The 19971-nt window shown below is 46.9% G+C and carries 20 protein-coding genes; 12 read left to right on the top strand and 8 right to left on the bottom strand.

The genetic code is table 11. From position 1 onward, the window contains the following. Positions 1-5: 5 nt before the first annotated feature. The 8 genes from BWI93_RS10695 to BWI93_RS10660 all read left to right on the top strand — a co-directional run bounded on the left by BWI93_RS10695 (position 6) and on the right by BWI93_RS10660 (position 8114). Positions 6-1235 carry an ROK family transcriptional regulator gene (locus tag BWI93_RS10695; RefSeq protein WP_094811097.1) on the top strand — a complete coding sequence of 410 codons (1230 nt, stop codon included), beginning with the start codon at positions 6-8 and terminating at the stop codon, positions 1233-1235. Between the two features lie 90 nt (positions 1236-1325). Next, a complete protein-coding gene (locus BWI93_RS10690) occupies positions 1326-2738 on the top strand; it encodes an alpha-L-fucosidase (RefSeq protein ID WP_094811095.1) in 1413 nt (470 codons plus the stop codon). An 82-nt stretch (positions 2739-2820) separates the two neighbouring features. Further along, on the top strand, positions 2821-3702 hold the full coding sequence (locus tag BWI93_RS10685; RefSeq protein ID WP_094811093.1) for an alpha/beta fold hydrolase: 882 nt from the start codon (positions 2821-2823) through the stop codon (positions 3700-3702). Between the two features lie 67 nt (positions 3703-3769). Continuing rightward, positions 3770-4171: a hypothetical protein gene (locus BWI93_RS10680; protein ID WP_094811091.1), complete on the top strand. Its 402-nt coding sequence runs from the start codon at positions 3770-3772 to the stop codon at positions 4169-4171. An 85-nt stretch (positions 4172-4256) separates the two neighbouring features. Further along, positions 4257-5348, top strand: coding sequence for a cytochrome-c peroxidase (locus BWI93_RS10675; RefSeq protein ID WP_094811089.1), 1092 nt, complete (start codon positions 4257-4259; stop codon positions 5346-5348). Between the two features lie 21 nt (positions 5349-5369). Beyond that, complete coding sequence (locus tag BWI93_RS10670) at positions 5370-6167, top strand: MbnP family protein (RefSeq protein ID WP_094811087.1); 798 nt, start codon at positions 5370-5372, stop codon at positions 6165-6167. Next, positions 6160-7188: a cytochrome-c peroxidase gene (locus tag BWI93_RS10665; protein WP_094811085.1), complete on the top strand. Its 1029-nt coding sequence runs from the start codon at positions 6160-6162 to the stop codon at positions 7186-7188. Before BWI93_RS10670 ends, BWI93_RS10665 begins: the two co-directional genes overlap by 8 nt. 125 nt (positions 7189-7313) lie before the next feature. Then, positions 7314-8114, top strand: coding sequence for a hypothetical protein (locus BWI93_RS10660; protein WP_255157798.1), 801 nt, complete (start codon positions 7314-7316; stop codon positions 8112-8114). A 72-nt stretch (positions 8115-8186) separates the two neighbouring features. On the opposite strand, the gene BWI93_RS10655 is transcribed toward BWI93_RS10660, so the two are convergent. The 6 genes from BWI93_RS10655 to BWI93_RS10630 all read right to left on the bottom strand — a co-directional run bounded on the left by BWI93_RS10655 (position 8187) and on the right by BWI93_RS10630 (position 12174). Further along, positions 8187-8639, bottom strand: a complete 453-nt coding sequence (locus tag BWI93_RS10655; protein WP_094811081.1) for a hypothetical protein — start codon at positions 8637-8639, stop codon at positions 8187-8189. A 330-nt stretch (positions 8640-8969) separates the two neighbouring features. Continuing rightward, the gene (locus BWI93_RS10650) at positions 8970-9503 is read right to left on the bottom strand and encodes a YceI family protein (protein ID WP_094811079.1); all 534 of its coding nucleotides are present in this window, start codon (positions 9501-9503) and stop codon (positions 8970-8972) included. A 138-nt stretch (positions 9504-9641) separates the two neighbouring features. Then, positions 9642-10514 carry an AraC family transcriptional regulator gene (locus BWI93_RS10645; RefSeq protein ID WP_094811077.1) on the bottom strand — a complete coding sequence of 291 codons (873 nt, stop codon included), beginning with the start codon at positions 10512-10514 and terminating at the stop codon, positions 9642-9644. Positions 10515-10616: 102 nt separating this feature from the next. Then, positions 10617-10814: a hypothetical protein gene (locus BWI93_RS10640; RefSeq protein ID WP_094811075.1), complete on the bottom strand. Its 198-nt coding sequence runs from the start codon at positions 10812-10814 to the stop codon at positions 10617-10619. A gap of 164 nt (positions 10815-10978) precedes the next feature. After that, on the bottom strand, positions 10979-11572 hold the full coding sequence (locus BWI93_RS10635) for a hypothetical protein (RefSeq protein WP_094811073.1): 594 nt from the start codon (positions 11570-11572) through the stop codon (positions 10979-10981). Positions 11573-11784: 212 nt separating this feature from the next. Beyond that, the gene (locus tag BWI93_RS10630; RefSeq protein WP_094811071.1) at positions 11785-12174 is read right to left on the bottom strand and encodes a TraR/DksA C4-type zinc finger protein; all 390 of its coding nucleotides are present in this window, start codon (positions 12172-12174) and stop codon (positions 11785-11787) included. A gap of 390 nt (positions 12175-12564) precedes the next feature. Between BWI93_RS10630 and BWI93_RS10625 the strand changes: the two genes are divergently transcribed. From BWI93_RS10625 to BWI93_RS10605, 4 genes are all read left to right on the top strand, one after another. Beyond that, positions 12565-13836 carry a Glu/Leu/Phe/Val dehydrogenase gene (locus tag BWI93_RS10625; protein ID WP_176454193.1) on the top strand — a complete coding sequence of 424 codons (1272 nt, stop codon included), beginning with the start codon at positions 12565-12567 and terminating at the stop codon, positions 13834-13836. Positions 13837-13908: 72 nt separating this feature from the next. Further along, complete coding sequence (locus tag BWI93_RS10620; RefSeq protein ID WP_141217428.1) at positions 13909-14361, top strand: Crp/Fnr family transcriptional regulator; 453 nt, start codon at positions 13909-13911, stop codon at positions 14359-14361. Positions 14362-14554: 193 nt separating this feature from the next. After that, positions 14555-16039 (top strand): hypothetical protein, encoded by a 1485-nt coding sequence (locus BWI93_RS10615; protein ID WP_094811067.1) that lies wholly within the window; start codon positions 14555-14557, stop codon positions 16037-16039. 423 nt (positions 16040-16462) lie between these two features. After that, positions 16463-16828: a hypothetical protein gene (locus BWI93_RS10605; protein ID WP_094811063.1), complete on the top strand. Its 366-nt coding sequence runs from the start codon at positions 16463-16465 to the stop codon at positions 16826-16828. Between the two features lie 172 nt (positions 16829-17000). On the opposite strand, the gene rpsJ is transcribed toward BWI93_RS10605, so the two are convergent. Together rpsJ and fusA are read right to left on the bottom strand one after the other, a co-directional pair. Then, a complete protein-coding gene (rpsJ, locus tag BWI93_RS10600) occupies positions 17001-17306 on the bottom strand; it encodes a 30S ribosomal protein S10 (protein ID WP_094811061.1) in 306 nt (101 codons plus the stop codon). Positions 17307-17472: 166 nt separating this feature from the next. Further along, positions 17473-19566, bottom strand: a complete 2094-nt coding sequence (gene fusA, locus BWI93_RS10595; protein WP_094811059.1) for an elongation factor G — start codon at positions 19564-19566, stop codon at positions 17473-17475. Positions 19567-19971: the final 405 nt, after the last annotated feature.

Raw genomic sequence — 19971 nt, 5'->3', positions numbered from 1 at the left:
TGATAATGCATTCAGCTCCAGCCGACGAAGAAGTACTTCCCAAGAAAAGTGTTGTTGACTACAAAAAGAGCGTCTCCCGCAGGGGCGTTTTGGCTGAGTTATACCAGGCCGAAGTGGGTACACTCGCTCAACTGGCGAAGAACTTACACAGTAGCGTTCCATCGATTACTAATATTGTTGAAGAGCTGGTCGAAGAGAAATGGGTGACCACTTTTGGTACAGCGGTTGGTAATCACGGACGCCGTCCGGTTTTATTTGGCCTGAATCCGCAGGATAAATACATCCTCGCCCTCGATATTAGTACGCACGACACGAAAGTACTGATCATGAACATGCAACGGGAAGTGATTTTCCGCCGGGATGTTCTGCTGGGCCTGGAAGACAGTGCGGAGTTTACGAAATCATTACTGACAACTACGCAGGAAGTACTGAGTGAATCAGGCATGCAAACCGCTGATCTGGTGGCGATCGGAATTTCCATGCCGGGTCTGATTCATTACCAGAACGGTACGAACATGACCTATCGGCGAATCAATCAGGAAGATAAATCACTCAGTACCCTTATCTCTGAACAATTTGGTTTACCTGTTTACGTCATCAACGATACCAAAGCCACGGTACTCGGCGAGCATCGGTTTGGACTGGCTCGCGGAAAAAAACACGTACTGGCCATCAATATTGACTGGGGCGTAGGTCTCGGTATCATCCTGAACGGCGAAATCTTTCAGGGAGCCGCCGGTTTTGCCGGGGAGCTGGGTCACATTCAGATTGATCCCGACGGCGAATTATGCCATTGCGGCAAAGTAGGCTGCCTCGATACCATTACCTCTGCCCGTTCACTGGGTCGACGGGTACAGCGGGGACTGAAAGAGGGTCGTGCTTCGAAACTATCCGTTTATCTCGACCATATCGAAGAAATCGATATTGAAAAAGTAATCGAAGCCGCTTTGGAAGGCGACGCTTTCGCCATTGATATTCTTTTTGACGTAGGTACAGAACTGGGCAAAGGGCTTTCGATGGCCGTACACCTATTCAATCCGGAAATTGTGATTGTGGATGGTATTGTCGTAAAAGCCGATGCCTTTATCACCAATCCCATCGGACAGGCCATCAATAAATATTGTTTGAGCGACTTCCGGAACGAACTCAGCATTGAAATCTCTCAATTGGGCGAGCGGGCCAAATGGGTCGGCATTCACATTTACGTGATGGACCAGCTCTTTGCCACCGTTTAGAATTCTTTTTTGAACCGTGCCCTGCCACCAAAATCCGCGTACCGGATCAGGTCGCTGAGCACGGTTTTTCGTTTCTTTCTTTCTCCTGTTATGAAGTCATTTTTTATTAGTGTTCTCGTTTTGACGAGTCTTTTCGTTCGGGCTCAGCAACATTCCGAACAACACCACGTAGGGTACGTAACGCCCAAAGATCCGGCGGTTAAAGCAAAACTGGATCAGTGGCAGGGCATCAAGTTTGGCCTGCTGATGCACTGGGGAACTTACAGCCAGTGGGGCATCGTTGAATCCTGGTCCTTGTGCCCCGAGGATGAAGGCTGGTGTGAGCGGAAAGGCCCTTACGCGGCGAACTGGTACGAGTATAAACAAGCCTACGAAAAAATTCCCCAAACGTTCAATCCCGTCAAATTCAACCCCGACCGCTGGGCGAAAGCCGCCAAAGAAGCGGGGATGAAGTATGTAGTTTTTACGACGAAGCACCACGACGGTTTCTGTATGTTTGATACCAAGCAGACGGATTATAAAATCACCAATACGCCTTTTAAAACCAATCCAAAGGCCAACGTAGCCAAGGAAGTATTCAAGTCGTTTCGGGATCAGGGTTTTATGGTTGGAGCGTATTTCTCCAAGCCCGACTGGCACACCGATAGTTACTGGTGGTCGTACTTCCCCCCTAAGGACCGAAATTCCAGTTACGTACCGAGCAAGTACCCCGAAAAGTGGAATCAGTTCAAGCAGTTTACCTACAACCAGATTCAGGAATTGATGACGGATTACGGTAAAATGGATATCCTCTGGCTCGATGGCGGTTGGGTTCGTCCGTTCAGTACCATCGACTCAACGGTGAGCTGGCAGAAAGCCATTCCATTTGATCAGGACATTGACATGCCGAAGATTGCCAAAATGGCCCGCGAGCATCAGCCCGGTTTACTCGTGGTGGATCGCACGGTGGCGGGCGAGTACGAAAACTATGTTACCCCCGAACAATCGGTACCCAGCGAAGCCCTTCCCTTCCCCTGGGAAAGCTGCATGACCATGGGTGATTCCTGGAGCTACATTCCCAAGGAAAACTTCAAATCCACGCGGAAGCTGATTCATATGCTGGCGGACATTGTGTCGAAAGGCGGTAACCTGTTGCTGAACGTGGCTCCCGGTCCCGACGGCGAATGGCACGAAGAAGCTTACCAGCGACTGGCTGACATTGGTAAATGGATGAACGTAAACGGGGAAGCCATTTACGAAACGACCGCCGTAGCTCCGTACCAGTCCGGCAAATGGGCGTATACGAAGAAAGGAAATACGCTCTACGCTCTGTACCGGGCAGCAGAAGGTGAAACGTTACCCACTTCACTGGAAATTCCGATTCTGGAAAAAGGACAGAATGTCCAGTTGTTGGGGACGAAAGGAGCAGTAAAAGCTCAGGATAAGACCGTAAAACTGTCTGAAAATCTTCGTAAACAAGCGGGTGATTCGCCCGTGTATGTCTTTAAATTAACTAAAAAGTAATTGATTTCGGACAACCGAAACTTGCTTTTTGGCGTTAAAAAAGGTGATACAACAAACGTGTCACCTTTTTTAATGCCAGCCCATGCCTATACGATTGACTTTTATTGGCCTGCTACTAACCACGCTACTTTCGGGCTGTTTCGAGCACCGGCGGTATTCCCGACGGGAAATCCGTAAAGATCTGATTGACAAAGGCATTCCGGTTAAAATTGTTTATTACGATACACTGGGTCGTACCATTCGATACCTGAAAATCGGTTCCGATACACTGCCTAGAAAAATGGTACTGCTGCACGGATCGCCGAGTTCGCTGGAAGGTTTACGCTTTTACCTGAACGATCCGGATTTACAAAAACAGGCTCAGCTTATTGCTCCCGACCGACCGGGTTACGGCGAGTCGGATTACGGTTGGGGAGAAAAGTTCATTTCCCGGCAATCGGCAGTACTGACGAAAATGCTCTGGCAAACGCGGGATCATCGCCCGACCCTACTTTTCGGCACTTCCTACGGAGCTACGGTAGCTTCCCGACTGGCGATGGACAATCCGGATGCCTTTGACCGACTGCTGCTCGTGTGCGGCTCTTACAAACCCGGAGCCGAGAAAATATACCCTATTTCAAAGCTCGTACCGATATTTTCCGCCTGGATTCCGGGGTTTATACACGTGGCCGACGATGAAAAACAGAATCACTACCCGCACCTGGTCGCGATGGTACCGCTCTGGAAAAACATTCACATGCCCGTGACGATGGTGCATGGTCTGGAAGATCGACTATTGTATCCAGTCAATCCACTTTGGGCAGCGAAACAACTCGTAAATGCTCCGAGCGTTGATGTCATTTACCTCGCCCGCCAGCGACATGGTATCATGTGGACGGCCCGTCCCATCATCAAACCGCTGATGATCCAGGAATTACGTAAGCTTCCCAAACAGCATGTTTTGACTTCCTCGCGACTGGACTAATTGTTCTCCACGGATTTTTGTGAAATAAATAATCCGTGATTTCCTTTCCGGCTTTAGCTTTGCACCCATGAATGCAACTCTGCGGACTTTCGGCGTTTATGTGCTGACATCGCTTCTGATGTTACGCACGCTCGTAGTCCCGGTCATTCTGGTTGACTTCGAGCTTCGGCACGATTACATTGCTCAGTACCTTTGCGAAAATCGTTTGCGTCCCGAGTTACACTGCGACGGAAAATGTTACCTGGCGAAAAAACTCAAAGCCGCTCAGGAACACGATGAACGCGAGGCCAGTCAGCGTCTGGTAACGCAGCTGCTGGAACTGCCGCATGAACATCTGCTGACGACCTTTACGTTTGGCCTTTCTTCATGGGCCGAACGTGAGCTGGAGCCCACGCCTTTCCTGGCTCCAGTCTATGTGCATGACTCCTTAAGTGACTGTTTTCGCCCGCCCCAGACGATCTTTTGCTAGTTTTTAGGTACTAACAGACACTTTTACACCTTTCTCGACGTATAAATGAATTGTACGGCTGTGTGCCGCCGGCAAGGCTTTGCTTATGAGAAAAGTATACCCATTCCTGATTTTTCTGATCAGTCTGGCGTGCTCGAAAGACCCCGCTCCCTCGGCACCCGTGCCCTTGTTCAGTGTACCTAAGAACTTTCCACAACCCGATTACCCCGTCGCCCAAAAGCCGGTGACTGAAGCGGGTTTTGCCCTGGGTAAACAGTTGTTTTACGACGGCATCCTCTCGCGGGACAGTACCATTGCCTGCGGCGAATGCCACCGTCAATACTATGCTTTTACCCACCACATGCACGATTTGAGTCACGGTATTGAGAACCGGACGGGCCTTCGTAACTCGCTGGCCCTTCAGAATCTGGCCTGGCAAAAACATTACATGTGGGACGGTGCCGTAGAAAACCTTGATCTACAATCCATTGTACCGATTACTCATCCCGATGAGATGGATGATACGATGGAAAACGTAGTGAAGAAACTCCAGCGGACGAAGGGCTACCCGCCCCTGTTCAAAGCCGCCTACGGTACGGAAGATATTACGGCAGACCGGACGCTTCATGCCCTCACCCAGTTTATGCTGACGCTGGTTTCAGCCAATTCACGGTACGACAAATACGTCCGTAAGGAAGGCGAAACCCTATCGGCAGATGAGCTGGAAGGAATGAAACTCTTCGAATCGAAAGGTTGTAAAAGCTGTCACGCTGGAGAGTTATTCACGGACGGTAGCTTCCGCAATAACGGCTTGCCGAAGTTTGAGCGTACTAAAGTGGTATACGTCAATGGGAAACCTACCTTACAAGTGGTGGTCGACGAAGGTCGTTATACGGTAACCAAACAGGAATCGGACCGCTTTAAGTTTAAGGTCCCCAGTCTGCGGAATATTGCCGAAAGTCTGCCCTATACGCACGACGGCCGCTTTACCAAGTTGCAGGAAATGCTTGATCACTACGCTTCAGGCGTGCAGGATACGCCCAACCTCGATCCGCTGCTGAAGCAAAATGGACGCTTAGGCATACCCATGACCGCTGACGAAAAACGGAAGATTATCGCTTTTCTGAATACGCTGACGGATACTGAATTTTTAAAAGACCAACGCTTTGCCGAACCCCCGGGATTCCCCGTCCGGTAGGCAAATCAAGATATTTTTTCAATGAAAATCAATCCCTTTTTCCTGCTTCTATTCGCTTTTTGTACCACCGTTTTCACGGCCTGTAAAAACGAGGAACCCGAACCGGATAGTCCTAGCCTAACACTTGAGTTTGATAACCGAGTGGGTGCTCAAAAGCTAGTACTGGGCACTACGCCGTATAAAAACGACTTCGGCGAGGAGTTTTCAGTAACTACGCTGAATTACTTCATCAGCAATGTTTCGCTGAAAAAAACGGATGGTACCGTTACAAAATTTCCGGATCAGTACTTCTTGATTCGCCAGGCCGATTCGGAGACCTGGGAGCCTAAACTGAAAAACGTTCCAGAAGGCGATTATAGCGAGGTCAGCTTTATGGTGGGTGTCGATAGCCTGAAGAGTGCTTCCCCCGCAGGCGAACGTACGGGTGTACTGGACCCTTCCAAGTATAAAGAAGATAACATGTACTGGGGATGGAATTCCGGCTATATCTTCTTCAAGTTTGAAGGAACTTCTCCGGTCGTACCGGCCAATGGAGCGGGATTACGCCCCTTTCAGTACCATGTAGGCGGTTTTGGCGGTTACTCATCGAAGGCTCCCAATAATATTCGTACCGTAACATTGCCCCTGAACGGAACGGCTACGGTACGTAAATCCATCAGCCCGACGATTCATTTTGTAGTCAATCTTCAGAAGTTCTTCAACAGTACGACGGCCCTGAAACTTCAGGATACCAAATCAGTACATGATCCTTCCGTAGCGGCTCCGCTGGCCAACAACTATGTGAATATGTTTACGGTTGACCACATTCACAATGACTAGGCTCTGGGCCGGTGTATGGATAGTACTGCTGGTCTGGTCCTGTTCGTCGCCCGAACGGACCGGGCCGGAAGTCTCATTTACCGTACCCGCCAACTTTCCGAAGCCGCTGTATGCATTCGAACGGAATCCGCTGACGACCTCTGGCGTAGAACTGGGAAAAGCTCTCTTCAATGAAACGTTACTTTCGAAGGACAATACCATTTCCTGTGCCGAATGTCATTCGCAGCCGTACGGATTTACGCACCACGGGCACGACGTCAGCCACGGTATCAACAACCTGAAAGGAACCCGTAATTCGCTACCCTTGCAGAATTTGGCCTGGGAGTCGGAGTTTTTCTGGGATGGAGGTGTACCGGATCTGGATTTTGTGCCCATCGCTCCGATCATCAGCGAAGTAGAAATGGGCGAAACCATGGCGAACGTACTGGATAAGCTACGGGCCACAAAAAAGTATCCGCTATTATTCAGAAAGGCGTACGGTACAGAAGAAATCACCACGACTCGATTTCTACAGGCCTTATCCCAGTTCATGTTAACGATGGTTTCGGCCAATTCCCGTTACGATCATTTTGTGCGTAAAGAAGGCGTTACGCTAACGAACGACGAACAAACTGGTCTGCACCTTTTTCAGCAGAAATGTTCCTCCTGCCACGCGGGCGAATTGTTTACGGATCGCAGCTATCGCAACAATGGACTTTTTCTCACCAGCGATGCCGATGAAGGTCGGTTCCGGATCACGAATCAGGAGAAAGATCGCTATACCTTCCGCGTACCCAGCTTACGGAATGTCGCGGTTACGGGCCCGTACATGCACGATGGTCGGTTCTATACCCTGGAAGCGGTACTGGATCATTACGCCGAAAACGTACACAATACGCCCAATCTGGACCCAATTCTGAAAGCCAGTACCGGCAAACGAGGGATCGCTCTTACGCAGCAGGAACGACAGCAAATCATTGCCTTCCTGAAAACACTGACCGACGAAGAATTTCTTACGAACAAGCAACTGGCGGTTCCCTGAGCCACCGGTTTTTCGCTTTCCCTTTTCATGAAAAAATCGTACTGCTTCTATTTTGGAGCCTGTCACTGCCCGCGTGGGCCTGCGATATCTGCGGCTGTGGCGTAGGCAACGCCTATTACGGCATCATGCCGCAGTCGTATCGCAATTTTGTGGGAGTTCGGTATCGCTACCGTACCTACGATTCGCACCTGAATTCCCAACTCCTGCGTACCAAAGAAACCTTTCAAACGACGGAGCTTTGGGGACGTTTTTATCCGACCCAGCGAATCCAGATGCTGGCCTTTATACCCTATAATTTCAATTACCAGTCCGACGCCGCGACTTCTTCACGGCTGAATGGACTGGGTGATATTACAGTACTGGCCAATTACAACGTTTTCAATACAAACATGGACACAACAGACCGTGCCGTGAATCATACTCTGCTCTTGGGTGGTGGTGTAAAGCTGGCGACAGGTCGCTCGAATTTCGTAAACGATGGATCGCTGGGAGCCAATGCTAATTTTCAACTCGGAACGGGCAGTACGGATTTCCTGCTGAATGCGATTTACACCCTTCGGTACCGTTCCTGGGGCTGGAACTCGGACGTTAGTTACCGGATGACGACGACCAACGCTCAGAACTATCGCTTCGGAAATCGGCTCAGCGGCTCAACGTCAGTCTTTTACGTAACCAGTGCCGGAAAGAAACTGACGCTGATGCCTAATGCAGGTATTACGGCTGAGTATTCCAGTCGCGACCTGAAAGACGGCGTGCGTAATTCCCAGACGGGCGGCTACGCAACGCTTGCTACGGCGGGCGTGGAAGCTTACTTCGGTCGCTTTGTAGCCGGTGCAACTATTCAGCAACCGTTAGTACAGAATCTTTCTGGAGGTGACAGCCGGGCGAAGCAGCGGTTACAACTGCACGTTACGGTACTGCTGTAGCCTATTAAAGAATAAACCCTGAGCGAAGGACTTCCTGCTCAGGGTTTACTGTTTAACAGAACGCTCTATCACTTAAAATACTTCTGAGATTGTATAATGCTGATCAGCAAATTCAAAGCGATCGCCGGCTTTCTTTCCTTCCAGTACCGTATAAATCGGAGCTGAAGTAGAAATACCGATGTATTCCACCCCATCGACTTCACAGTTTCGGCTGATGCTTACGTAAAAGTTACGCTGATCCGTTAGTACTACGGAGCCTACCTGTACAGCATCGTGCTGCATTTCCGTACCCATCTGATCCAGGGTGGCGAGGTCGCGACGAATGACTTCCGCCCGCCCTTCCAGGTCGCGACGATCATTCATCAACATTTCATTATTGGATTCGTAGGATTCGCTCTGCGATTCTTCCTGATCTTCAATCACGCTGGAACGAATCGTTTCCATCTGGTTGACGAGGTCGTCGAGGGTTTCCTGAGTAACGGCCATCATAGCCGCGTGTATGGCTTCTTTACGTGAATTACTCATAATACTTAAATGCTAGGTTGATTGAAGATTTAAAATAAAAAATTCGGGCCACTAGGTTACGGGTTTGGCTGGGTTTGATAGCGGTTCAGGTTTCAAGTTTAACCAGGTATGAGCTTTGAAGTTAAAACAAGTACACAAGGCGATCAAGCCCTTTTTACTTTAAACTCATCAAACTTTAAATCGATCAAACATTGAAATGTTGTCCCCCCTACATAGCTTTAGCTTTCGATTATTCTATTTTTTGTAATGCATAAAAGCCGGGCTATTCCTTGAAAAGAAACGACCCGGCTAAATTTATATACGGCAAATGGGAAGAAATCGACTACTTACTTAGGCTTGTTTTACGAACTGAACGTTTGCAATTAAACGTACTTCGTCACTTACTACGGCTCCACCGGCTTCAGTTACTGCACTCCAGGTCAGACCGTAATCTTTCCGGTTGATTTTACCTTTTACTTCAAAACCGGCTTTCGTCTGTCCGTACGGATCTACTACCGTTCCACCGTATTCTACGTCCAAAGCTACGGGTTTGGTTACGCCACGAATCGTCATATCGCCATTCAATACAAATGCTTCATCACCTTTTTTGCTGATGCCCGTAGATACAAAGCTCAGTTTGGGGTGTTGATCAGCCGCAAAGAACTCTTCACTTTTCAGGTGACCGTCACGGGCTTCGTTGTTGGTAGAGATGGAATCAATTTCGGCTTCGAAATGTACTTGAGCATCTGAGAAATCGTCGCTGGCCGTAGCTTCACCGCTGAACTGGCCGAACTGACCCGTTACAGTCGTGATTACCAAGTGCTTCACTTTAAATTGTACTTCCGAGTGAGTAGGGTCAATTACCCATTTTGCTGGAGTTGCCATGTCTTTGTTGTTTTTGTTGATACAAATATATGTATATACATATAATTTACACTTGTCAAAATCGCGGAATATCTTGTCAGAATTACTGATCTTTCAGAAACCAGCTGATTTTAGACCTCTGTCTTTAAACTAGTGCAGTTATTTCTCGATGTATTTGTTGCGGATTGCTTTACGGTAATCCGTAAACGTTTGCCCCGTATTGGCTTTGAAATACTTTGAGAAGTGAGCTTCATCTTCGAAACCCAGTTCGTAGGCAATTTCTTTGGCGGACGTCGTTCCGTAAAAAGCCCGGCGTTTGGCTTCCAGCACCACCCGTTGCTTGATGTGCTCGGAGGCTGGCTGTCCGGTTACCTTTTTCACCGTGTCATTCAAATGGCTGGGCGTAATATTGAGCTGGTCAGCGTACTCAGATACGCGGGTTTTCCGCGTAAAATCCCGATCTACTAAATCTTGGAATTGACGGGCGATACACACGGATTTTGACGTTTCAGACACCGTTACCAGTTGGTCAGCGAACGTGCGTGAGGCCTGAATCAGAAATAGTTGTAGCCAGGCCCGAATCATGTCCTCCCGCAACGCACGCTTTTGCTGGTGTTCACCCTGGAGCGTTTGCAGGTAGGGTTCCAGTAAATCCAGTTGCTCGGGCGGAATGAAATAGGGCTTGAAATCGAGTACGTTTTGAAATAATCCTGTATTAATAAGCAGCTCCCGGTTAGCTTCAGATATACAGAAAAAATCCGGCTCAAAACTCAATACCCAGCCTTCATGCGGCCCATCCATTTGCAGGTGATGCACCTGCCCCGGAGAAAGAAACCACCAGCTACCCGGCTGCACGTCATAGTGCTGGAAATCGACATTGTGACTGCCCCGGCCACTGGTTACGCCAATAATTACGTAGTAATCGTGGCGATGCGGGGTCAGGGTATGTTCATGGCGTTGTTCATCCACCCAGGACATGGGGTGAATTTCAAAAGGAGTCGTATCTGTTGTATGAAGGTGAAGCGTTTCCATGCAAACCAGGCGTTGAGGAAACGAATATTGAAGGAAGTTTTTATAAACTCAATGGTATCCGCTTAAAACGATCGCTTTCTTTCTTTTCTCGAATTGGTGTCCCTAGAGAATTGAGCCGAAGCCCCGGGAATCAAGCACGGATTTCGATAAATTGAAATAACAGGATACGGCCATAAAGGGGCTACTGTTGATCGTAAATTTCTCCAGTACATCCCCAGCCCGCATGGTTTTCAACGTACGCAAGCCGGTCATACCGGCCTCAAACGAAAGCTGTACGGGTTTGATGGGACTGTAATTCACCGTAAAACTGGCTTTCCCCTGCCGATACGCCAGTCGAATGGCATTAGGATTGAGGTTAGGCGTAAGATAGCCCGCATTAAAACCACCGGCAGCGATTCCGGCTTCGAGCCAGGTCTGTTTGGAAACCTTCTGGGCAATGGAAGCCTGTAAGGGTAAAATGAGCGTCAGGCGGGTATTTTTTGCAATTCGGGCGTGATACCACCGATGGGGATGGGCGTAATACGCCCCGGTTCAAAAACGACCGCCCCCCCGTAAAACCACTGCGTACGCAGACCCGCAATGCGTACTCGCACGGCTCCGCCTACGCCATACGGACGGGCCTTACTAAAGCTGAATAAATCTTCGGTTTCACTCACACCTAAACCCACCGCGTATACCCAAATTTTATCCCGTAAGCTGGCGTGGATCCCCGTAATGGCTGCTGAAACCGTATAGATGCCCTGGTCATTTTTATCGAAGGAGAAATTCGGCATTCGATACCCCGCGTTGATGGCCAGAAACATCTGGTTGATTTCAACGTCGATTTTACGCAGGTTGAAATTATGAAACTTCACCCCTGCCCCTCCCCGAATGGGAATGATTCCCTGCACGTTAAACCGCGAATAGCCCAAACGAGCGGTATCATTGATCGAGGCCGCCGGCGTCACTTCGGCCCGTACGTTGATCCCGGAAGCAAAAATCCGGCTGGGGGTTAAAGAAAGCTGGGCGTAGGAAAGTGAAGCCCACAAAAGCATACCGACCGTAAAAAGAATTCGCATGAAGAAGGATAAAATAATGAAAGGCCTGTCCCTACAACGCTGAACTTATCGATTCCGTACACTCGCCCGGTATTCCCGACGAAGTACTGACTAAAAAAGCGGCTTTATACGGTCTAGAGGCCATAAAAAAAGGCCAGAGCAGACTGGCCTTTGTGATACAAGGGTATAAATAGGAGGAAAAGGAAAGCGGCTGTAATAAAGTAAAGGTACGGCTAGCTTTGTTTCCGTAGTTTTGCTTCAATCGTTTGCTGCGTGTGCGGAACTACCCGAAGTCGCTCTTTTGGAATCAGTTTACCCGTGTCCACACAAACGCCATAGGTACCATTTTTAATACGAATCAGTGCATTTTCCAACTGCGTCGCGTACTTCTGTAAACGAGCGGCTAGCTGACTCAGGTTTTCGCGTTCACTGGTATCTGCTCCGTCTTCCAGCAATTTAGTATTACCCGAAGTGGTGTCCGTACCGGGATCATTCCGCTTGCTCAGGGCCTCCCGAATGTAGTTAAGCTCCGTTCGGGTGTCACCTAATTTCTTTTGAATCAACTCTTCGAATTCCTTTAACTCTTCTTCCGAATAGCGGGTTTTTTCTTCTACTGGGGACATCATATTGCACGGGGTTTGTTAGAAATATAAACGAATATCGATACCAAATAGTTTCTACGGGGACAGTGACCAGCAGGCCCTTACCCTGGGGGGCGGCCACAAAAATCTATTCTGAAAAAAAGGAACAAAAGTAACTTTTTTACGGAAACCGTCAAACGATCAAAAAAATTATTCTATTCCTTTATCGCGGAAAAGCATTATTTCTTTGGCAATCGTTTCGTTTTTCAAATGACAATTCCGTATTCCCTTTAAATATATAAATTACGGTTAAGAGTTCTAAAAGCCCTAATCCGAACAGGTTTGTTTTTCTTGAAAGAATCCTGTTAAGTTTGCGGCGGATGAAAATATTTATTATTTTAATCCAATTTATTAATAAAATAAGAATAAGCCATGACGTATATAGAGCCAGCACCCTTACAACACGAAAGTCCGCTGGAATCCATGAAGCAACGCTTCAATGAAGCTTTTAAATTATTGAACATCTCTCCGGAGATGTATGATATTCTGATGGTACCCCGTAAACAAGTGGTGGTGGGCTTGCCCGTAACCATGGACGATGGCTCCGTCAAAGTTTTTGAAGGAATTCGCGTCGTACACTCCACGATTCTCGGACCTTCCAAAGGCGGCATTCGCTTCGATCCCGATGTGAACATGGACGAAGTAAAAGCATTAGCAGCCTGGATGACCTGGAAGTGTGCTGTCGTAGACATACCTTATGGTGGAGCCAAAGGCGGTATTCGCTGTAATCCCCGCGAAATGTCCACTGGTGAAATCGAGCGATTGATGCGGGCGTATACCGGTGCAATGCTTGATGTCTTTGGGCCGGATCGGGATATTCCAGCTCCGGATATGGGTACGAGCGAACGCGAAATGGCGTGGTTGATGGACGAATACTCCAAATCGTACGGCATGACGGTCAACGCAGTCGTCACGGGTAAACCCTTGGTTCTGGGCGGTTCGCTGGGCCGGAAAGAAGCGACGGGTCGGGGGGTAATGACGGCTTCGATTGCCGCCATGGAAAAATTACGCATCAATCCGTACCGGGCTACGGCCGCCGTTCAGGGATTCGGTAACGTAGGTTCCCATGCGGCGGCCCTGTTGCAGGAACGTGGCGTGAAAGTGCTCGGCATCAGTGACGTAACCGGAGCCTATTACAACGAAAACGGTATCGACATTCTGAAAGCCATGCAGTACCGCGACCAGCATAAAGGTTTGCTCGAAGGCTTTTCGGAAGCAACGAAAATTACCAATGAAGAACTTTTGACGCTGCCGGTAGATTTACTCGTACCCGCGGCGAAGGAAGATGTCATTACGGATGATAACGCCAGCGGTATTCAGGCTAAATTGATTGTAGAAGGAGCTAATGGCCCTACTTCCGCCAGTGCCGACGAAATCATTAACGAAAAAGGCATTCTGGTGGTACCCGATATTCTGGCGAATGCTGGTGGCGTTACGGTATCCTACTTCGAGTGGGTACAGAACCGAATCGGCTATAAATGGACGCTCGACCGGATCAATCGTCGTTCGGACCGGATTATGAAAGATGCTTTTGATCGGGTGTATAATACCTCTCAGGAGTACAAAGTCCCCATGCGGATTGCCGCGTATATGGTTGCGATGAAAAAGGTAGCGGATACGTATAAGTTTCGAGGTGGTTACTAGTAGTATTTACTTATTTTAATAAATTAGAGCCTTGTCAGACGACAAGGCTCTTTTTATATCCATACCCCTATCATGAAATCATTTCTGGACTATGCATCAGCATTCATGCCCTTATCTACCGAATCTTTACAGGCCATTAACCAGATCGCTTGGCGACGACACATTCCGAAACGTACTATTCTCCAACGAGCAAGCGAGGTTTGCCCCTATTTTCACTTCATTGAAAAAGGCGTCGGTCGGGTTTATTATTACCATAATGAACAAGAAATAACAGCCTGGTTGGGTTTTGAAGGTCAAATTATCAGTGCCATTGATAGTTTTTTCACAGGGAAACCAACGGATTATTGGATCGAGATACTGGAAGATGCCCAGATCTGTTCCATTTCCAATGCAGATATTGACTGGTTATTCACCCATTTCCCAGAAACCGAACGGCTAGGCCGTCTGATGATTACAGAAAATTACCTTCGTCTTGATGAACGCATGAAGCTTTTTGCTTTTCATACCGCTGAACAACGCTATTAAATTCTACTTCGTCAGTTTCCCGATATTCTTCAACGGGTCTCGCTGCGTTACATTGCTTCTTACCTGGGCATTACTCAAGTAACCCTTAGCCGCATACGAGCGGAGTTTCGGCAGTGATTATTTAACATTTGTAAAAGGATTGGTTGGAGTCATCCTAGAATTTTGAAGCGTTTAAATAACCCTTCAAAACTTTATGATGACTACCCGTACTTTCTACCTAGCTCTGCTTTTAGGCTTGCTTTTTACACCTTTTGCCTGCCAGAAAGAAACTGATCCCGATTTATCCACACTCGAAAAACCTGTTCAGGAAGCAAAGGATTGGTTTGAAAAAAACCAGCATCAGGCCACAAGACCGCTCAACAAAGGATTTAACATTTTTAACAAACTGACCGAATGGGCGAAAGCAACCACCTATACTTTAGGGGATACGCTAGTTTTTGAAATTCCGCTCACGTATGAAAAAAATACCGGAATGACCCTTTCCTTAAAACATGGTAATGAGGAACCCCTAAAGACTATTAAAGCTAACCCGCAGCTCTCACTGTTAACTAAACTGGTTATTATCAAGCCCGCTGGTAAACCTTACCAATCTTTCGTCATGAAAATTTCAGCGGGAGGTGAATATTTCAAAAAATCAGAAAACTTTCTCTTGAAACAACATTTGTTTTATAAGCAAATTCCTGAGGGTTTCAGAGGACGAATTCTTTTCTATGACTGGAACGAAAATCTTCTTTCAGGTACGATTTATAAGAATGGGAAGCCTGTTGCGACCATGAAGCCCATCAATAAAGCAGGCCGCCAAGCTGTTACCTGTACTACTTATACCATTGATTATTACTATCAGGCTTGTTCAGGTGGTTATTGTTCCGAATGGACCTATAGCTGGAGTGAATCTACTACGGTATGTGTAGAAACGGGTGGTGATGACAATTCTTCGGGCGGATCGGGAGGTTATACGAACCCTGGGAATTCTGGCATCCCCGGCGGAAGTGGCAGTAATGCAGGAGGTGATGCTGGTCCCGCCCCAGATTTAACTCTAGAAGAACAAAAGTTTTTACAAAATTACAAAGTACTAGGCCCTGGTAAACCTTTGAACCTGAAACAAAAGCTAAATTGCTTTGTAACGATCCCTTCAGGTAGTAATTACAAATATTCCGTTACGTTATATGTAGATCAACCCCAAGCTGGTACAAGAGACAAAGTTAAGCACTCTTATTCAGATCGAATGCCTGGTCATACTTATTTGGGGCTAGAACGATATGATTCTAATACTGGGGAAATTATAAGAGTAGTTACTGGATTTTATGTCCAGAGCGAGTTGACAGCTATGACAGGTATTTACACCGCAGGGGCTTGGGGCGATGACGGAGCTACTGAATACGATGTTTCGCTTAAAGTAGATATGACAGCCAGTCAGTTTAAGGACGTCATTTATTTTCTCAAAAATCTAGATACACCTGCCTACAATTTAGTTGACAATAACTGCACAACGTTTGCCTATAGCTTACTCTCTCCTTATATCTCATTACCCGCAGGTTCTGGCTGGATAGGGCCTTTAGGGCAAGGTAAAAACCCAGCCGATTTGGGACAAGATTTAAGAGAAAAATCTTCAACTTATGGTAACAAACTTACTACGGGCAACGGATTAACATCTCCTTCTACTACTAATTGCAATTAGCGATGCAAAAGAAAAAAAAAGTTATTACCTGGAGTATCATCCTTATACTCTTCGTGGGCATTTGTAATATTCCCATAGTCAGTCTATTCATTTCTATCTATACCGGTAACATCTATTTTAAACGGGCAAGTTTTCACTTCACTAGTGAGAAAGGAGGGTTTTCTGTATGGGCAAGAAATGGATACGAAGATATCGTTTCCCAGTTTGAAGCCTACAAAAAACGCCATCCTGAGGATACTATTCTTTATAGAAACTTTCAAATCAAGCCCTGGCAATTCTGGAGAATCTACGAATATACTGACCCTCCTTATCGATTACCCTATCGAGAATTACCCCCTAATGTCAGTGTAGATGATGTAATCAAATAGTAATCCATACCTCTGCGGCTAAAATCGAACCGCAGAGGTACTAACGATCACTACGATGAAAAAGAAAAAAATCATCTTCTGGATTATTTCTATTCTACTTATTGTCAGTGTTTCCAATATTCCTATCGTTAGTTTTTTTATCTCTTTCTTTACGGGTAATCTAAGCATGATGAATCCTGATTATCATTATATCAGCCAGAAAGGTGGGTTTTCTATTTGGGGACGAAAAGGTTCTGAAGATGTTTTATCGCAATTTGAAGCCTATAAAAAACGACATCCTGAGGATACTGTTCTTTACCGAAACTTTCAAATCAAGCCCTGGCAATTCTGGCGGATTTATGAATATACTGACCCTTGCTATAGATTGCCTTACCAGCAGATGCCTCCTAATGTCAGTGTCGACGATGTAGTTAAACAATAATATGTTTGCTTCTTTCACCGTCGATAATAGCTAAGGTTTTAAACATATACTCTCTGTCATTTATTGTCGTACAAAAGAAAATCATCTTGAGGATGAAAAATAGTACGTTTAGTATGGTATTAAAAAAGCCCGTCTTCTTTCGAATACGGGCTTTTTTAATACTTAAAGCTACTTAAACTTTGATTTCCACGTCAACACCTGAGGGAAGTTCTAATTTCATCAGGGCGTCTACCGTTTTAGCTGACGTTGAGTAAATGTCAACCAAACGTTTGTAGGTGCAAAGCTGGAATTGCTCCCGAGCCTTTTTGTTTACGTGCGGTGAACGCAGTACGGTATAGATTTGCTTGTCAGTTGGCAAGGGGATAGGACCACTTACCACAGCACCCGTAGCCTTTACGGCTTTCACGATGCGTTCAGCCGATTTGTCCACCAGGTTGTGGTCAAATGACTTGAGCTTAATGCGAATTTTTTGGCTCATCAGAGTTAATAACTGGTTCGTTTAAAAAATTGCGTCTCCGCATACCCATCACCGAAAGAACCATTTACTCCGGCAGGGAAGTCTTTAAAGTTTACCGTTTTGAGTTTTCGGTTTTCAGTCACTGTAAGAAGAATCTGAAAACCGAAAATCCTAAACTGAAAACGTATTATAATCCTTTCGCTTTCTTCACTACGTCTTCAGCAATGTTTTGCGGAACGAACTCGTAGTGAGAGAAGGTCAAGTTAGCCGTAGCACGACCTGAAGACATCGTACGCAGATCCGTTACGTAACCGAACAGTTCTGACAGAGGTACATCAGCCTTGATTACTTGAGCACCGTTACGGGTATCCATACCTTTCATGATACCACGACGACGGTTCAAGTCACCCGTGATCGGTCCCGTGTATTCATCCGGCGTCAGTACTTCAACGGCCATGATGGGTTCCATCAGTTTTGCACCAGCCATACGAGCGGCTTCTTTGTAACCCAGACGGGCAGCCATTTCGAAGGACAGTGAATCTGAATCGACATCGTGGAAAGAACCGTGGAATAAACGAACCTTCATGGAATCCATCTGGTATCCGGCGAGAGGACCATTTTTCATAGCCTCGTCGAAACCTTTCTGGATGGCAGGAATAAATTCGCGAGGAATCGTACCACCTACGATTTCGTTCACGAATTCCAGACCAGGCTTACCATCTTCGCGGGGTCCGATTTCGAATACGATATCGGCGAATTTACCGCGACCACCCGTTTGTTTCTTGTAAACCTCACGGTGTTCGGCATTCTTCGTCAGGGCTTCTTTGTAAGCAACCTGCGGAGCACCCTGGTTTACTTCAACCTTGAACTCACGACGCATCCGGTCGATGATGATTTCCAGGTGAAGCTCACCCATACCACGCATAATCGTCTGACCCGTTTCTTCGTTGGTTTCAACTTTCAACGTCGGATCTTCTTCGATCAGTTTCGTAATCGCTTTCGAGAAGTTATCCTGATCAGCTGATTTCTTCGGCTCGATTGCGTAACCGATAACGGGATCTGGGAAATCCATCGATTCCAGAACGATGGGGTTCTTCTCATCTGACAGGGTATCTCCCGTTTTGATGTCTTTGAAACCAACCACAGCTCCGATGTCACCAGCCGCTAAGCGGTCGATCGAGTTCTGTTTGTTTGCGTGCATCTGGAAGATACGGGAGATACGCTCTTTGTTACCTGAACGGGTATTCAAAACGTAAGAACCAGCTTCCAGTACCCCTGAGTACGCCCGTACGAAGCACAGACGACCTACGTAGGGATCGGTAGCAATTTTGAAGGCCAGACCCGCGAATGGATCAGACTCCGTTGGATGACGAACTACTTCTGCATCCGTGTTAGGGTTCGTACCTACGATAGCTTCTTTGTCCAGCGGCGAAGGCATCAGAGCCATCACATAGTCAAGCATCGTTTGTACGCCTTTGTTCTTGAATGAAGAACCGCACAACATCGGTACGATTTTCATTTCAATGGTAGCCCGACGAAGTGCATTCAGGATTTCATCTTCAGAGATCGACTCAGGATCTTCGAAGTATTTTTCCATCAGGGTTTCATCGTAATCAGCTACCGCTTCGAGTAATTTTTCGCGGTATTCCGTAGCTTCTTCCAGCATGTCTTCCGGAATGGGGACTACTTCAAAGGTCATACCTTTGTCAGCCTCGTTCCAGATCAGACCACGGAAGTTTACTAAGTCAACAACACCACGGAAGTTATCTTCAGCACCGATAGGCAATTGCAGGGGTACTGCATTGCTACCCAGCATTTCTTTTACTTGCTTTACTACATTCAGGAAGTCAGCACCTGAACGGTCCATTTTGTTAACGAAACCGATCCGGGGAACTTTGTAGTTATCAGCCAGACGCCAGTTCGTCTCAGACTGAGGCTCAACGCCATCTACTGAGCTAAACAGGAACACTAAGCCGTCGAGTACGCGTAACGAACGGTTTACTTCTACCGTAAAGTCAACGTGACCCGGAGTATCAATGATGTTGATGTGATAAGAGTGATCACGGTACTTCCAGTTTACTGTGGTAGCAGCTGAAGTAATCGTAATACCACGCTCCTGCTCCTGCTCCATCCAGTCCATGGTAGCAGCACCATCGTGTACTTCACCGATCTTGTGGCTAACACCCGCATAGTAAAGAATACGCTCCGTAGTAGTCGTTTTCCCTGCGTCAATGTGGGCGGCAATACCAATGTTTCGAGTGAATTTTAAATCTCTTGCCATTATTGGTTTTTGATTGTGTTTGTTTCCGTACCGGTCCCTTGCTTGCCAGGACTTCCAATCGAAATGGGAATTTTACAGTCCGGCAATCGGGGTGCAAAAATAGTCTATTTCCTAGAAAAAAACCAGCGATAATCCAAGGTAATTTTTTGGCTGAATGGAAGTTAACTCCTCGGGCATAGTTTCTTTACGCAAGAAAGGATAGAAAAAGTGAGCTTTTCGGGGATATGGTACGTTAGGATTTTAACGTATTCCGCAAAAATAATGTTCATTTTCTGGTGAATTCGGAAAGCGTTTTGACGCTTAACTTTTTTTTATCTTTTTTGCGAGTCTTTTGAATGGGAAATTAATTAACTCGCTAAACTTATCGCCGTTATGAGAAAAGTATGGGTAATGATGGCCCTGTCG

The organism is Siphonobacter sp. BAB-5385, from assembly GCF_002261125.1.
Taxonomy (GTDB): domain Bacteria; phylum Bacteroidota; class Bacteroidia; order Cytophagales; family Spirosomataceae; genus Siphonobacter.
The sequence above is the reverse complement of the archived record's forward strand: the minus strand, read 5'-3'. Positions and strand labels throughout refer to the sequence as shown.

What these genes read in the sequence shown, in the direction of transcription:
- fusA (WP_094811059.1), bottom strand. Translation starts at nt 19,566, where the DNA reads ATGGCAAGAGATTTAAAATTCACTCGAAACATTGGTATTGCCGCCCAC.
- BWI93_RS10650 (WP_094811079.1), bottom strand. Translation starts at nt 9,503, where the DNA reads ATGGCAACTCCAGCAAAATGGGTAATTGACCCTACTCACTCGGAAGTA.
- BWI93_RS10695 (WP_094811097.1), top strand. Translation starts at nt 6, where the DNA reads ATGCATTCAGCTCCAGCCGACGAAGAAGTACTTCCCAAGAAAAGTGTT.
- BWI93_RS10655 (WP_094811081.1), bottom strand. Translation starts at nt 8,639, where the DNA reads ATGAGTAATTCACGTAAAGAAGCCATACACGCGGCTATGATGGCCGTT.
- BWI93_RS10605 (WP_094811063.1), top strand. Translation starts at nt 16,463, where the DNA reads ATGAAAAAGAAAAAAATCATCTTCTGGATTATTTCTATTCTACTTATT.
- BWI93_RS10675 (WP_094811089.1), top strand. Translation starts at nt 4,257, where the DNA reads ATGAGAAAAGTATACCCATTCCTGATTTTTCTGATCAGTCTGGCGTGC.
- BWI93_RS10660 (WP_255157798.1), top strand. Translation starts at nt 7,314, where the DNA reads ATGCCGCAGTCGTATCGCAATTTTGTGGGAGTTCGGTATCGCTACCGT.
- BWI93_RS10645 (WP_094811077.1), bottom strand. Translation starts at nt 10,514, where the DNA reads ATGGAAACGCTTCACCTTCATACAACAGATACGACTCCTTTTGAAATT.
- BWI93_RS10670 (WP_094811087.1), top strand. Translation starts at nt 5,370, where the DNA reads ATGAAAATCAATCCCTTTTTCCTGCTTCTATTCGCTTTTTGTACCACC.
- BWI93_RS10690 (WP_094811095.1), top strand. Translation starts at nt 1,326, where the DNA reads ATGAAGTCATTTTTTATTAGTGTTCTCGTTTTGACGAGTCTTTTCGTT.
- BWI93_RS10615 (WP_094811067.1), top strand. Translation starts at nt 14,555, where the DNA reads ATGATGACTACCCGTACTTTCTACCTAGCTCTGCTTTTAGGCTTGCTT.
- BWI93_RS10630 (WP_094811071.1), bottom strand. Translation starts at nt 12,174, where the DNA reads ATGTCCCCAGTAGAAGAAAAAACCCGCTATTCGGAAGAAGAGTTAAAG.
- BWI93_RS10685 (WP_094811093.1), top strand. Translation starts at nt 2,821, where the DNA reads ATGCCTATACGATTGACTTTTATTGGCCTGCTACTAACCACGCTACTT.
- BWI93_RS10665 (WP_094811085.1), top strand. Translation starts at nt 6,160, where the DNA reads ATGACTAGGCTCTGGGCCGGTGTATGGATAGTACTGCTGGTCTGGTCC.
- BWI93_RS10680 (WP_094811091.1), top strand. Translation starts at nt 3,770, where the DNA reads ATGAATGCAACTCTGCGGACTTTCGGCGTTTATGTGCTGACATCGCTT.
- BWI93_RS10635 (WP_094811073.1), bottom strand. Translation starts at nt 11,572, where the DNA reads ATGCGAATTCTTTTTACGGTCGGTATGCTTTTGTGGGCTTCACTTTCC.
- rpsJ (WP_094811061.1), bottom strand. Translation starts at nt 17,306, where the DNA reads ATGAGCCAAAAAATTCGCATTAAGCTCAAGTCATTTGACCACAACCTG.
- BWI93_RS10620 (WP_141217428.1), top strand. Translation starts at nt 13,909, where the DNA reads ATGAAATCATTTCTGGACTATGCATCAGCATTCATGCCCTTATCTACC.
- BWI93_RS10625 (WP_176454193.1), top strand. Translation starts at nt 12,565, where the DNA reads ATGACGTATATAGAGCCAGCACCCTTACAACACGAAAGTCCGCTGGAA.